This window comes from Bacillus sp. m3-13 (assembly GCF_000175075.1).
Lineage (GTDB): Bacteria > Bacillota > Bacilli > Bacillales > Bacillaceae_I > Sutcliffiella_A > Sutcliffiella_A horikoshii_C.
In genome coordinates, this window is sequence record NZ_ACPC01000047.1 from 20,726 (window position 1) to 34,996 (window position 14,271).

Here is a 14,271-nt window from a genome sequence, read left to right on the forward strand (position 1 = left end):
AAATAGTTAATAAAGTAAAATCAAAAAAGACAGAGTCACCCCTGCCTTTTACACTAACGACATAATTACAGCTTTACTTTAATCTTAACATCTTCCCCGACTTTTTCATCGTTCTCATCCACAGGTGCTTTCATATTAATCTGTACCCATTCCACATCTTCGGCTTTCGTTTCTTCTAGTAAGAAGAAAATAGCGCCCTGCTTCTTCTCGCCACCAGTGAATTTCTCATTAAGCTCACCTGTATCCTCACTCTTTGTTGTCAAACGAGAATCAGGTGCAGCAATTTCTTCCCCTGTATTTGTGACAATGCTAGCTTGGTATGCTTCAAAGTTTAAGGAGTCTGAAGTTTTATTTTCGACTTCTAAATCAAACTGGATATATTTGATTTCATCTTGGCCCATGTAATCTTTAAATCCACCAGCAAGCTTTCCACTCATTACGGAAACTTTGTCCACATTAATGGTAAAAGAGTCTGTTTCAATTGGTTTGAGACGGTTATTTCTCGCATGGTATGTAAAGCTTCCACCTTCCGTCTCTGCAGTTTCACCAACTGGAATCAAACTATCTTCATCTTCTCTTTCTTCTGTTTCTTCTGCAAATCCTTCTTCATTTGCTTTCTTATCATCTGAAGTGCATGCCGCAAGCACCACAACTAGCAGCCCTATTAAAAATAAAGATAGAACTTTCTTCATAGTATGTTTCCCCCTTGTGTAACTGAATCTCTTTTTGTGTATATGGATGATTATACTGCATATTTTCGCAGAATTGCTAGTATTCCGACAATATTCTTCGCAAAAATGACTTCCATTTTCAGGAACACACTGAAAAAGAGGACTTATCTTTATGATAAGCCCTCTCCAAATTATCAACCTTCCAACAATAAGTCTTCCGGATCTTCAAGCAATTGCTTTACTCTTACCAAGAACTGTACTGCATCTTTCCCGTCAACAATACGGTGGTCATAAGATAATGCGATATACATCATCGGCCTTACTTCCACTGTATCGTTATCATCCACAACAACAGGGCGGCGTTGGATTGTGTGCATTCCAAGGATACCAACCTGTGGTGTGTTCAAGATTGGAGTGGAGTAAAGAGAACCGAAAATCCCACCGTTTGTAATGGTGAACGTACCACCTTGAAGATCTTTTAGCCCTAAGGAATTGTCACGAGCTTTTTTACCAAGATCACCGATTTCTTTTTCGATACCGGCAAAGCTTAGTTTGTCAGCGTCACGAACAACTGGAACAACTAGACCTTCTTCTGTGGATACCGCAACTCCGATGTCATAGAACTTCTTCAATAAAATTTCGTCGCCTTGAATTTCCGCATTTAATAATGGGAAAGATTTAAGCGCGCCGATAACCGCTTTTGTGAAGAAAGACATGAAACCTAGTTTAACGCCATTCTTTTTAAAGAAAGCATCCTTACGACGGTTACGAACGTCCATCACGGCCGTCATATCAACTTCGTTGAAAGTAGTTAGCATTGCCGCTGTGTGCTGTGCTTCCACTAGGCGTTTTGCGATTGTTTGACGTCTTCTGCTCATTTTGATGCGTTCTACGCGTGCGTCTTCTTGAACAGGAGCTGCCGCAGCTGGTTTAGATGGTGCAGCTGCCTGTTTGGATGGAGCTTCAGCCTTTGGTGCATTTTTAGCTTGGTTGTGTGCTTCCACATCTTCTACACGAACGCGTCCCATTGGATCACGGTAGGAAACTTCATCAAGATCGATGCCTAGCTCTCTTGCCTTTTTGCGTGCTGCCGGAGAAGCTACTGTTCTAGATTTACTTGCTTTCTTCTCTTCAGCAACTGGAGCTGGTGCTGCCTCTTTAGCAGGCTCAAGCTTAGGAGCCTCTTCCGCTTTCGGTGCTTCTTCTTTTGGCGTAGCGTCAGAAGCAGCGCTTGCTCCTTCTTCCCCAAGTTTCGCAATAACTTGTCCAACGACAACATTGTCACCTGGTTCTGCTAAAAGCTCCTTGATTACCCCGCTGAAGTCGCTTTTAATTTCTACGTTTACCTTATCTGTTTCAAGCTCTGCGATTGTTTCTCCCTTTTCAATCGCATCACCTGTTTTTACTGTCCATTCTGCTATCGTACCTTCTGTGATTGATTCTGCTAGTTCTGGCACTTTAATTTCGATCATTTGTTTTCCCCTCCATGCCCTTTGTGTACGTTCACTGTATCTTCCACGATCCATGCTTGTTCTTGTTTATGAATATGCGGCTCACCTGTTGCTGGACTTGAGCGTTTCGGACGCCCAATATAATCCACAGAGATACCGTCTGTTGCAATTTCATGAAGGTTTGCTTTCACAACTGGCCATGCTCCCATGTTCTTTGGCTCTTCCTGAACCCAAACGATTTCTTCTAGGTTAGGGAATTGTGCAGCAAGCTCTTCTACTTCCTTATGCGGGAATGGATATAGTTGCTCGACACGGGCAATGTGTAAGGTATCCACTTCCTCACTACTCATCTCATCCACTTTGGAAGCAAGGTCAATGGCAACTTTACCTGTACATAATGCAAGACGTTTTACTTTATCCTTGTTTTGACCTGTACGTTTTTCTTCAACCAGCAGTTTGAATCTGCCTTTTGTCAACTCGGACAGATCAGAAACAGTCATCGAGTTACGCAACAAGCTTTTTGGTGTCATAACGATAAGTGGTCTTGCATCCTCTTTTGTCGTCAGCTTTGCCTGTCTTCTTAAAAGATGGAAGTATTGCGCTGCACTTGTCACGTTCGCAACAATCCAGTTATTTTCTGCAGCAGAGTTCAAGAAACGCTCTACGCGACCGCTGGAATGCTCCGGCCCTTGTCCTTCATAACCGTGTGGCAGAAGCATGACTAGACTTGATTTCTGGCCCCACTTCGCTCTTCCGGATGCGATGAACTGGTCAATGATTACTTGTGCAACGTTTACGAAATCCCCAAACTGAGCTTCCCAAATCACAAGGGATTCTGGCGATTGTACGCTGTATCCATAATCAAATCCAAGAACTGCCGTCTCAGATAACGGACTGTTGTAAAGGGATAGAGAAGCTTTTGCTTCCGGTAATTCATGCAACGGAATAAAGCGCTCTGCAGTTTTGTTATCATGTAACACAAGGTGACGATGCGAGAACGTTCCGCGCTCACTGTCCTGACCTGTTAATCGAATTGGCGTCCCATCAGCTAGAATCGATGCAAAAGCAAGCGTCTCCCCTAAGGACCAATCCACTTTGTTATCATTAGCAAGTAGGCTTTCACGCTTTTTCAAAATACGGCCTAGTTTAGGATACACAGTGAAAGTTTCCGGGAATTTCACCAGGTTGCTGTTAATGGTTTTCAACACGTCTTCAGGGACTGCCGTTTCAAGCTCTGGAACTTGATCACTGATCGGTTTTGGCACCTGCTTAATTTTCACATTGCCTTCGTCCTCTTTACGTAGCTCATCGAAAATACCTTGCAGCTTTTGCATGAATTCCGTTTTCTTACCAGTAAATTCTTCTTCAGAAAGGATGCCTCTGTTCACAAGCTCTTTTCCGTACTTTTCGGCAATTACCGGATGGTTGTTGATTTTTTCATATAAAAGTGGTTGTGTCACATTGGCATCATCCATTTCGTTGTGACCGAAACGACGGTACCCAATAAGATCAATCACGATATCTTTTTCAAATCTCTTACGGTATTCATAAGCAAACACCATAACAGCCAAACAGCTTTCTGGATCGTCGGCATTCACATGAATAACCGGGATCTCATAACCTTTTGCAAGGTCACTTGCATATTTCGTGGAACGGGAATCGCTGTAGTTTGTCGTGAATCCAAGTAAATTATTAGCAATGATATGAATTGTTCCACCAGTTGCGTAACCCTTTAGCTTCGTCAGGTTCAACGTTTCTGCAACAACCCCTTCACCAGGGAACGCTGCATCTCCATGTACAAGGACACTGAAAGAGGACTGCTTGTTCTGTTTCGGATACCCTTTTTCTGAACGGTCTTCCTGGGAAGCACGTGCCACCCCTTGAACGACAGGGTTCACAAATTCCAAGTGACTTGGGTTGTGAGCAAGATTGATGCGCACTACTTGTTCCTTTTCACCCGTTACTTGACGATCTGCACCCATATGGTACTTTACATCCCCTGACCAACCAAAGTTAATGCCGCGAGAACCTTCAGAAGGAACCAGTTCTTTGTTCGGAGAGTGGTGGAATTCAGAGAAAATCAACTCGTACGGCTTGCCAAGAACATGCGCAAGTACATTCAAACGACCGCGGTGGGCCATCCCGATGCTAATATTCTTTGTTCCATCCTCGCATCCGGACTGAATCAGCTTGTCAAACATCGGAACAAGCATGTCCAACCCTTCGATGGAGAATCGCTTCTGGCCAACGAATGTTTTATGTAAAAACTTTTCGAAGCCATCAACTGAAATCAATCTTTCCAGTAATTCTACGCGCTGTTCTTTAGTGAACGGTCGCTCAATCCTTGTATTCTCAATATAGGAGTTTAGCCACGTTTGCTCTTCCTCATCATGAATATGTCCGAACTCGTACGCAATCGTCGCTGTATAAATGCGCTTAAGATGCTCGTACGCCTCCCACGCATTAGAAATCGCCTCAGGTGCAGCTTCCCATACAAGGTCAACCGGAATTTGGACAAGGTCTTGTTTGCTTAGTCCGTATGTTTCCACGTCAAGGAATCCAACATCATCTTGTGGTTCCTTGTGCAGGGGATTAATATTTGCCGCAAGATGTCCAAGCTCACGAATATTGCGTAAAAGCTTGTTAGCGGAGATTACTTTTTTAATCGCCATTTGCGGTACAGCTTGAGGATTGCTTCCACCCTCTGCTCCGTTTGCATTAGAAATGGAAATGGAATCCATTCCAGGAGGTGGACCTAGTTCCTCAAAAAGCGCACGAATAGATCCGTCTACTGATTCCGGATCTTGTTGGTACTTTTCATACATGTCATACACATAACCCATATTCGGGCCATAAAAGCGCTCCCAAATTTGTTCAACTTCGACCTTACTCATTATTACATGCCCCCATCTTAGGCTGTGACGTTTTTAAAATGCCTCTGAAATAGTTATTATATAAAGGTTCCGGTACTTAATTGACTCATTTACAAATCCTATACCCTCACCTATTTCTTTCACACCTAAATTATACAGAAAAAACTTTCTATTTACCATAAAAACGTTTTCATATTTTGGACAAATTTTCTTTTGTATTGGAAATAAAGGTTTTTTCAGAATATTATAAATAAATAGGACTATGTTTGGGGTTCGAGTGAGGTTGAAAATATTATAGTGGGTGAGCGCCTTTTCTATGCAACTTGGCACAAATATAAGTAAAAGGCCTGCCTAAAACCTCAGGCAAGCCTCTATATTAACTTACTTTTTTAACTTCTTTATCTTTACCTTTTTCAAGCTTCAATTCTTTGTTTAGCTCCTTTAACAATCCGTAGCACATAACTAAAACGATTAATGTTAAAGGCAAGGCACTAACAATGATCGCTGTCTGTAAACCAGCCAATCCACCTGAGGCCATTAGTACTAACGTTGATGCGACTAAAATGATTCCCCAAACGATTTTCACGTTGTTTGGCGGGTTCAATTTTCCACCAGTTGTCTGCATTCCTAAGACAAAGGTAGCTGAATCAGCAGAAGTAACAAAGAACGTAGTAATTAAAGCGACCGTCAATACTGATAAGAGCGCGCCAAACGGCAGTTGTTCATATACATAGAATAGTGCGGTCTCAAGGCTTTGCTCTGACACATTTAGACCTTGAACAAACTCTAAGTGTATCCCAGTTCCGCCGAAGACTGTAAACCAAAGGGCACATACTAAACTTGGAACAAGCAGAACGGCGATTGTAAACTCCCTGATTGTTCTTCCCTTTGATACGCGTGCAATGAACATTCCTACAAAAGGTGTCCAGGATATCCACCAAGCCCAGTAGAATACGGTCCATCCTTGTGTCCACGCAGCTTCTGTGGCATCAAAAGGTGACAGACGCAAGCCCATCAATGCTACATTCTGTACATAGCTTCCAAGTGTAGTAGTAAACATATTTAATAGGAAAAGTGTTGGCCCAAGAATAAGTAACGCAAAGAACAAAATAACTGCAAGTGACATATTAATGTTACTTAAGTATTTGATCCCTTTTGAAATCCCTGTAGTTGCTGAAACGATGAAAAGCACGGTGATCACAGCCATAATGATGAACTGTACTGTGAAATTATTTGGAATGCCAACTAAATACTCCAATCCCGCATTAATTTGTTGCGAACCTAGTCCCAGTGATGCGGCTACACCGAACAATGTAGCAAATACTGCAATGACATCAACCGTTTTTCCAATAGGTCCTTTCACCTTTTCACCAAGTACAGGACGAAGTGTAGCACTCATCAATCCTGGTGCATTGTTTTTGAATTTCTGATAAGCAAGCGCCATCGCTACTATTGCGTAAATGGCCCATGCATGAAGCCCCCAATGCAACCACGTATATCTCATCCCTAAAATTGCAGACTGTTCCGTGCTTCCTTCACCAAGTGGCGGTGTAGCGAAATGAGAAATCGGCTCTGATACGCCATAGAAAAGCAGCCCTATCCCCATCCCGGCAGAGAAAAGCATCGCAAACCACGTGGGGCGATTGTATTCAGGCTTATCATCTTTCTTTCCGAGTTTAATTTTTCCGTATTTACTGAAGATCATGAATGCGGCAAATAAGAGGAAGAACGTGGCAACTAATTGATAGAACCAACCAAACGTTTCCAAAACAAAAGCTTGTGCAATTCCCATCGCATTTCCAAGCTGATCTGGAATCAATACACCTATTAATACAAAAAATGCGGCAATCCCAACTGAAATTTTAAAAACTGACCTGTCCATAAGCATCAACATCCCTTTTTTTCACAATTTTTTATTCTATTCCCTACAATACCTATTAATTAAACCATAATACTAGCCGTTTGGAAAAAGGGAGGAGAAATGATATTTCAGTATATTCAGCAATATATTCCCCCATGGCGCATTCACCTTTCACAAAGGGAAGGATTACGACCAAATAGTTAATAATGCTCCCATTTCCACACTTTACGATAGGGAAGAAGGGATTCCACCTTCACACTCGTTTCTCCAAATCCTTCGCGGTCTTGCTCGTTTCCACGTCTTTTTCATTTTTCAGCGTGCCAAACAGTACATCCACAAAAGGCGTGGATACCCCGTACCAAAAATTCTCGTTTTTAAAGTGATGAAGAATATGCGTCTTTTTCACCCATTTCCCAAATTTCGTACGAGGCTTGATTGGTCGGTGGGCAACGTAGTGCTTCCACTCATAGAGAAAGAGCATCATCATCAACCCGCTTGCAAATCCAAGCGTTAACCACCAGCTGCCAGCAATTAAATAGAAAATAATAGCGAGCACCGACAGATTCGGCAGGCTATACCAGAGCGGTAAAAATAGTAAATGCAAATCATTTGGATCCGTATGGTGGTCATAATGAAGACGTTTTAACATTTTTAATAAAAATGGATGTTTTGGCGGCTTGAGGTGAAACACAAAACGGTGCGTAAGATACTCACTGAACATAAATGTCAGCATTCCGAACGCAAACACGATTAACGCTCCCCACGTTAACCCACTCCAGACCTGCCACCCGATACTCCCCACAATCAGTACTAGTAAAATAGTAATGTCCGGAAACAAAAAGAACTCCCTGTAATACCCCTTCATCTCTTTTCCCCCTTGTTCTGTTTATTTTACAGCCGTTTGCTCTTGCCACATCTTGATGCTTTGTTCCATCATGCTGTGCACAAGCTGTTCCACTTTGTCACCATCTTTTTCTAATACAGCTTCCATCAGCTTCATATAGTAACTCTTTGAGGCATTCCGGTAGGAGGCTTCTGTGAAATAATAGGTTGCAAGTTTAAGATAAAGATTCCCGAAACTATTTAAAATTAACAAGTAAATAGGGTTCGGTGCAGCGGCCGCAAGTCCCCGTTGAAGATGCCAGTCATATTCGGCAAAAGAGACAGGGTTGTCGGCGACGCTTTCGCTTTCTTTTAACAAAGATATGACCTCCATCGGTTTATGTAGGACCGCTCCTTTTACATAGGAAGGTGAAAGGTTTTTTCTTAGCTCGAGGAGGTGGATGATAAATTCGTTCGGAATACTCTCCTCTTTATTTAGAATGTGGGCGATTGTCATAAGATTGCCCTCTTTCCAATAGTCGTTCACTGTAGCACGTTGATTATGGCGAATTGTGAGCCAGCCATCCCGTTCAAGGCGTTGCAACACCTCACGGATAACAGGCCGGCCGACTTCAAAGACTATAGCAAGTTCACGTTCAGAGGGAATTTGTGTCCCTGACGCAAATTCTCCCTTGAGAATTTTTTGAATAAATAGCTTTTCGATTTTATCGCTTACCCTCATGATGGTTAAGGCCCTCCTTTTATTCGCGTAAAATAAAACTGGTAATACCAATTTTATGCGTGGTATTACCAGTTTATCCTTATATTTAATTAGTTTCAATAATTTTCTGTTAATTACGCATACCACTTGTGCCACATTTTCTTGTTGTTGCCTCTTACAAAGGTGTCGATTCTGCCTCCTCCCCATGAAACTGCTGCTGGATGGGATTGCACACCACCACGAGGCGCACCAAGATTGCCCCACTCACTCCAACGTTGGCCATTCCAATATTTCTGCCACATGCGGTTGTCATCACCTTTTACAAAAACATCGATCCGATTTGGTGCCCATGAAGCTGCAGCAGGCGCACCTTCAAACCCGCCTCGTGGGGTGCCGAGATTCTCCCAGCGGCTCCAACTTCTTCCGTCCCACCATTTGTGCCACATGCGCTCATTCATCCCTCTGACAAAACAGTCGATGCGGTTTGGCCCCCATGAAACTGCACCCGGGGAACCGGTCAAGCCGCCTCGTGGGGAACCAAGATTTTCCCACTGACTCCAGCTAGATCCGTCCCACCACTTGTGCCACATGTTATTGTCCATGCCTTGAACAAAACAATCCAAACGATTAACTGACCAAGAAGCTACAGATGGCGTTCCTTTAAAGCCACCACGTGGGGATCCTAAATCCTCCCACTGACTCCAACGCTGCCCATCCCACCATTTGTGCCACATCGCTTCATTGGCACCGCGCGCGAATGTATCGATACGATTTTGTCCCCATGATACGGCTGCCGGCGAACTTCTCAAGCCGCCTCGTGGTGCACCAAGGTCATTCCAGCGGCTCCAGCGTCTTCCGTTCCAGAACTTTTGCCATAATCTGTTGTCTTCTCCGCGAACGAACGTATCTAGACGATTAGCAGACCAAGAAGATACTGCAGGTGCCCCTTTCATTCCAAGTAAAGGCAATCCAAGATCCTCCCATTCCCGCCAACTTGCACGCATTTCATTTTCATTATCGTCCGTTCTGTAATACGGGTACGGGCGTGGACGAGGATAGTAGTAAGGATAAAAATATGGCGCCGGATAGTATGGATAGTAATAAGGATAAAATGGCCTTGGACGAGGATAGACATAAATCAAACGTTCATCAGCCGGTGTTTGCCGAAATGCATGAGGATTTTGCCCATAGTGTTGATTGGAATACATAAAAAAAACCTCCCCTAACTAGACTTCTGCCTAATAGCTTATGCAGAGAGAGTGTGGGGAGGTGCATGTTCTATGTGATTAAAGGTGCGAAGGTATTATAGGATTTGCTCAGCAATTAATCGGTCTAGCTTGCGGATATCCACTTTTTTGTTAATATTCAGTTTGAACGTACCCGCCTTTGTCCATAGCTCTAATTCCGCATTGGTATCGAGCATCCCACCGTTTTCCGAAGAGTACATCACAATGGATTTAAAAGGAATCGTGTACATCTCAACTTTTTTCCCAGTGAGGCCTTGACGATCCGCAATTATAATCCGTTTATTTGTGACAACCGCTATATCCCGGATAGTTTTATACGCAATTTCCGCCCTTTCCCCTTCAATTAAAATATCCTCAATGTCTCGGGTTACAGCTGTTTCTGACAAGAATGTCCATGTCATTAATGTGTTAACTGCCATGCTTTCATCCTCCTTTATTTCACCTATATTGATAGTATTATATAAACAAAGGGTTAATCCTGCATGGAAGATGTGTATTTTTGGATAATTGGTAGACGGCAATCTAACGGAAACCACCAACAAATGGTCTTATCCATTGTAAAAATGATATATCCATTGTAAGCGGGGATATATCCATTGTAAAAACGAAATATCCATCATAAAAATCATATATCCATTGTAAATCCAATATATCCATTATAGCCTTCCAGCTCACCTTCCCGCACTCTAAAACAAAAACAAAGCCCCATAAAGGAGCTTTGCCACTAAATCCTTCATCACTTCACCGTACAGCGGGTCAGACCCCTCTTTATCTCTTCATCACTTCACCGCACAGCGGGTCAGACCCCTTTTTCAGTTCATCACCCATTTATCCTTCAAGAACATAATCCTAGCGATCACAAATGCGACGATGATGCAGATGAGGTTGCTTCCGATCATGATGGCGAGATGTTCGTAGTTGATGATGCCGAAGCTTAGTTCTTTTAGTACGGTAAAGATGTTCATGATTGGTATCGCAAAGTGTTCGAATGATAGTTCATTGATTCCAATACCAGAGATAATCATGATAGGGAACACGGCGATCATCATAATTGGGGTGCTATAGCTTTGCGATTCTTTTACTGTTTTACCCATGATGCTTGTGATCATTTGCAACGTAGCAATGAACATGGCATAGACAACCGATACGAAGATTGCAAATCCGACCACTAAGTAAACATTTTCACCAAACGAAATGGCATTTTTCATATTTTCCGTTAAGAAGGTGATTTCCAGCGCAACTACAATCAACGTGACAATACCAGTCAGTGCACCAATCGTTGAAATAGTTAACCATTTAGCAAGTAACAAAGTCATTCGGTTTACTGGTGTCATCAATAACGCTTCCATCGTTTTCTTCTCTTTTTCTCCCGCAAACAAATCAGAGGCTGAAGGGCCTGCTCCAATTCCAATCGCTAAAGCTAAAATTAACGGTACAAGCATGGCAACCATATTTACACCTGCTGTCTCCTCTGTCAGTTCCTTCTGCTCAATCGTAAATGGTTGAACAAGCTCCTGAGGCGTACCTTCTGCTTCTAGTCGATCTGCAATCACCAATTTTTCATAGGCTCCAAGAACACTAGTGACCTCCCCCATTAGCATGGAAGAGCTTTGACTAAAAGAATTACCTATAAGTGTCACAACAGTCGCTTCGCCATTTTCAACTTTTCCAAAAAATCCGTTTTCTATAATCAATACAGCCTGCGCTTCTCCTTCTTCCAACAACGCTTCTGGATCTTCCGCTTTTAAAAATTCAATATTTTCAACTCTAGCAAACAAAGCTTCTTCCTCTGCACCAAACGCTTCATTCACAGCTAGGGTATAAGTTTCCCCTTCCCCATCTGACAACATGCTTTCGTAAAATAATACAAGTCCTGTCATCATCACAATCGGCAATAAAACGGTCAATAATAGTGTCCTTCTATCTCGGAATGAATCTTTCATTTCTTTAAAGTATATTTTACGAAGCATAGTCTTCGTTCCCCCTTACAAGTTTACTCATGAAAATATAGTTAAGGTCACGAGAACCTTCTGATTTATATAAGGCTTCCAAAGAGCCATGGTGGACAAGTTCTCCTTTATGCATCATTGCCACCGAATCGCACAGCATGCTCACTTCTTCCATGATGTGACTAGAGAAAATGATTGTTTTCCCATCACGCTTTAACTGATGGACAAGCTGGCGGAATACATTAGAAGACGTTATATCCAAACCCGTTGTTGGCTCATCGAACAAAATGATATCCGGATTGTGAATCAACGTGCGGGCTATTGCCACCTTTTGACGCATTCCTTTCGAAAAGCCGCCGATCTTCCGATTCAAGTAATCTTTCATCCCGAACATTTTCGCTAACTCTTCAATCCGCACCTTTGTCTCATGCTTGCTCATTCCGTATAGAGCCGCAAAATACTCCAGGTTCTCGCGTGCAGTCAGGCGGTCATATAAGCCAGTTTCCCCTCCGAACAGTACCCCGATTTTTCTTTTAATAGAATCTGAATTTTTAACGGTATCAAAACCCGCCACACTGATGGATCCGTCTGTTGGTGTTAATAACGTCGCGATGGACCTTAACAAAGTCGTCTTTCCAGCACCGTTTTCCCCCAGCAAACCGACTACCTGCCCTTTGTTCACCGTAAATGTTACATGCTTGAGCGCCGTGACATAAGTCTTTTTATCTTGAAATTTCTTTGTTACTTGATTAATTTCAATCATGTTTCTTTCACCTCGTTTGTTTGATTTCTTGTTTTCATCATACAAACTATTTGGTTAGGAATCTCTAGTTATGTCGCGAATATTCCTTTTGATGTCGTGAAAATGACCATTTCTACATTTTTGATGGTAAAATAAAGATAATTATCATGAAAATGGGATGTACTAATATCATCAAGGTGAGGGTAAAACAATGCGAGTTGGTCTTGTAGATGACAGATACATAGATTTGGACAAACTAAATGGAATTGTGGCAGCCGTTCCGAATGTGGAGATCGTCTTCTCTACTCAATCTGCCGAAGAAGCCTATGATTATATAAAAAAAGAAGCCGTGGACCTTTTGATTGCAGATATTGAAATGCCAAACCTTTCCGGCTATGAACTAGCAGACATCATCCACTCACACGCATTGAATATCGCAGTTATATTTGTCACTGGCAGCAGTGGTTATGCCGTCCACGCCTTCGAATTGAACGTGCACGACTACATCATGAAGCCCTATCCAAAAGACCGTCTGGTGAAAAGCATAGAAAGATTATTGGAAAAATCCAAGTCTGCCGAGATCGCCGGCAGACTCTATCTTAAACAAAAAAACGACATCCACATCGTTCAAAAAAAGGACATTGTTTTTATTGAAAGATCTGGCCGCTCCACAACCATCTACACAAAAGGCGGCCCTATCAAAACCTACCAAACATTAAATGAACTAGAAGGAGAACTGCGCGAGCGAGACTTTCTCCGCTCCCACCGTTCTTTCATCATTAACATTCATCACGTGAAAAACTTCTCCCTCTATGCGAAGAACTCGTACATCGTAACGTTTGAAGGCATGGAGGAACAAGCAATGATCACAAAGGATAAGGTGGACTTTTTGCAAGAGAACTATTTCTAAAAAGAAGAGGATTGATTAGTGTTGAAGACTTATTTTCATAGAAAAATAGCAGCACCGATTAGAATCTTAGGTTGGAAGGTCAATAGTGCTCTTTGTGGTGTGCAAGTTGTCGTGGTGGCGGTCGCTTTAGGGGTCAACCTTCCTGCATGGTTGGCGGTAGGACCACTAATCGCATTTATCGCATGCGAATACGTGCGGTTATCGATTGGTCAATATTTTATTAGATTACACCGGGACCTTGCTCAACACGAGGAGCAACGAGCTCATATCAATGAAACGTTCCGTATTGTCCGCAGCGAGCGACATGATTTCCTCAAACATGTGTCAGCGGTCCACTTTATGCTAGAGAACGGAAAGGCGCAGGAAGCCAAGTTTTATCTCGATGACCTTGTAGAGGACTATGAAGAAACCAACTACTCCATTAGAGGAGAGCGCGGGGTGGTGGCTGGCGTGCTGCATCAAATGTACCGACGCGGAAAATCTTCAGGAGTCAGTGTGGTGTATGACTTAGATTTGCCTTTGTCTACATTGCCAATCGGCGACCAGAAGATTGTGGCATTGCTTGGGAATCTATTGAGCAACAGCTTGGATGCATGCGAAGAATGGCAGCGTGAGCGCGGGGAGCAGGCAATGTTGACGTTACAATTTTATAAACGCAGCGGTCTGTATATGCTGACCTGCAAAAATAACACCTTGCCAGTTCCGGTTGATGTGCTGGACTCCTTGTTCGCTTCTTATGGACATACCACTAAGGGCGGGGATCACGAAGGATTAGGGACAAAAATAATCAAGGATATCGTGGAGGAGCACCAAGGTTTCTTGGATTTTGTGTGTAAAAACGAGAAATTCACCGTGAAAATTAAAGTGCCGGCGATACGGTAGTAGGGTAGGTTCGATTTGTAACAGGCGGATTGGACTTATCCATTGTAAAAATGATATATCCATTGTAAACGGGGACATATCCATTGTAAAAATGATATTTCCATCGTAAAAGTCATTTATCCATTGTAAATGCAATATATCC

General features: G+C 42.7%; 12 protein-coding genes and 1 pseudogene. 2 read left to right on the forward strand and 11 right to left on the reverse strand.

Features of this window, described 5'->3' with window-relative positions; all coding sequences use genetic code 11:
- Nucleotides 1-65: 65 nt before the first annotated feature.
- The 11 genes and pseudogenes from M313_RS0119335 to M313_RS0119380 all read right to left on the reverse strand — a co-directional run bounded on the left by M313_RS0119335 (nt 66) and on the right by M313_RS0119380 (nt 12,358).
- Nucleotides 66-692, reverse strand: a complete 627-nt coding sequence (locus M313_RS0119335; protein WP_010199160.1) for a hypothetical protein — start codon at nt 690-692, stop codon at nt 66-68.
- A gap of 173 nt (nt 693-865) precedes the next feature.
- Nucleotides 866-2,143, reverse strand: coding sequence for a 2-oxoglutarate dehydrogenase complex dihydrolipoyllysine-residue succinyltransferase (gene odhB / locus M313_RS0119340; RefSeq protein ID WP_010199162.1), 1,278 nt, complete (start codon nt 2,141-2,143; stop codon nt 866-868).
- On the reverse strand, nt 2,140-5,016 hold the full coding sequence (locus M313_RS0119345) for a 2-oxoglutarate dehydrogenase E1 component (RefSeq protein WP_010199164.1): 2,877 nt from the start codon (nt 5,014-5,016) through the stop codon (nt 2,140-2,142). Before M313_RS0119345 ends, odhB begins: the two co-directional genes overlap by 4 nt.
- Before the next feature lie 355 nt (nt 5,017-5,371).
- Complete coding sequence (locus tag M313_RS0119350; RefSeq protein ID WP_010199166.1) at nt 5,372-6,877, reverse strand: glycine betaine uptake BCCT transporter; 1,506 nt, start codon at nt 6,875-6,877, stop codon at nt 5,372-5,374.
- 232 nt (nt 6,878-7,109) lie between these two features.
- The gene (locus M313_RS0119355) at nt 7,110-7,721 is read right to left on the reverse strand and encodes a sterol desaturase family protein (protein ID WP_010199168.1); all 612 of its coding nucleotides are present in this window, start codon (nt 7,719-7,721) and stop codon (nt 7,110-7,112) included.
- A 21-nt stretch (nt 7,722-7,742) separates the two neighbouring features.
- Nucleotides 7,743-8,420, reverse strand: a complete 678-nt coding sequence (locus tag M313_RS0119360) for a GntR family transcriptional regulator (protein ID WP_010199170.1) — start codon at nt 8,418-8,420, stop codon at nt 7,743-7,745.
- Between the two features lie 113 nt (nt 8,421-8,533).
- Nucleotides 8,534-9,403 carry a PLL family lectin gene (locus M313_RS26190; protein ID WP_157182522.1) on the reverse strand — a complete coding sequence of 290 codons (870 nt, stop codon included), beginning with the start codon at nt 9,401-9,403 and terminating at the stop codon, nt 8,534-8,536.
- Between the two features lie 24 nt (nt 9,404-9,427).
- A pseudogene (locus M313_RS27080) lies at nt 9,428-9,607 on the reverse strand (hypothetical protein); the annotation flags it as partial.
- 95 nt (nt 9,608-9,702) lie between these two features.
- A complete protein-coding gene (locus M313_RS0119370; protein WP_010199174.1) occupies nt 9,703-10,065 on the reverse strand; it encodes a PH domain-containing protein in 363 nt (120 codons plus the stop codon).
- A gap of 393 nt (nt 10,066-10,458) precedes the next feature.
- Entirely contained in the window at nt 10,459-11,616 is a 1,158-nt protein-coding gene (locus tag M313_RS0119375; protein WP_010199176.1) for an ABC transporter permease, read from the reverse strand.
- A complete protein-coding gene (locus tag M313_RS0119380) occupies nt 11,606-12,358 on the reverse strand; it encodes an ABC transporter ATP-binding protein (protein WP_010199178.1) in 753 nt (250 codons plus the stop codon). The genes M313_RS0119375 and M313_RS0119380 overlap by 11 nt, the downstream gene beginning before the upstream one ends.
- Before the next feature lie 190 nt (nt 12,359-12,548).
- Between M313_RS0119380 and M313_RS0119385 the strand changes: the two genes are divergently transcribed.
- Nucleotides 12,549-13,247 carry a LytR/AlgR family response regulator transcription factor gene (locus M313_RS0119385; protein WP_010199180.1) on the forward strand — a complete coding sequence of 233 codons (699 nt, stop codon included), beginning with the start codon at nt 12,549-12,551 and terminating at the stop codon, nt 13,245-13,247.
- An 18-nt stretch (nt 13,248-13,265) separates the two neighbouring features.
- Entirely contained in the window at nt 13,266-14,129 is an 864-nt protein-coding gene (locus M313_RS26505) for a sensor histidine kinase (RefSeq protein ID WP_010199183.1), read from the forward strand.
- The last annotated feature ends 142 nt before the right edge of the window (nt 14,130-14,271 follow it).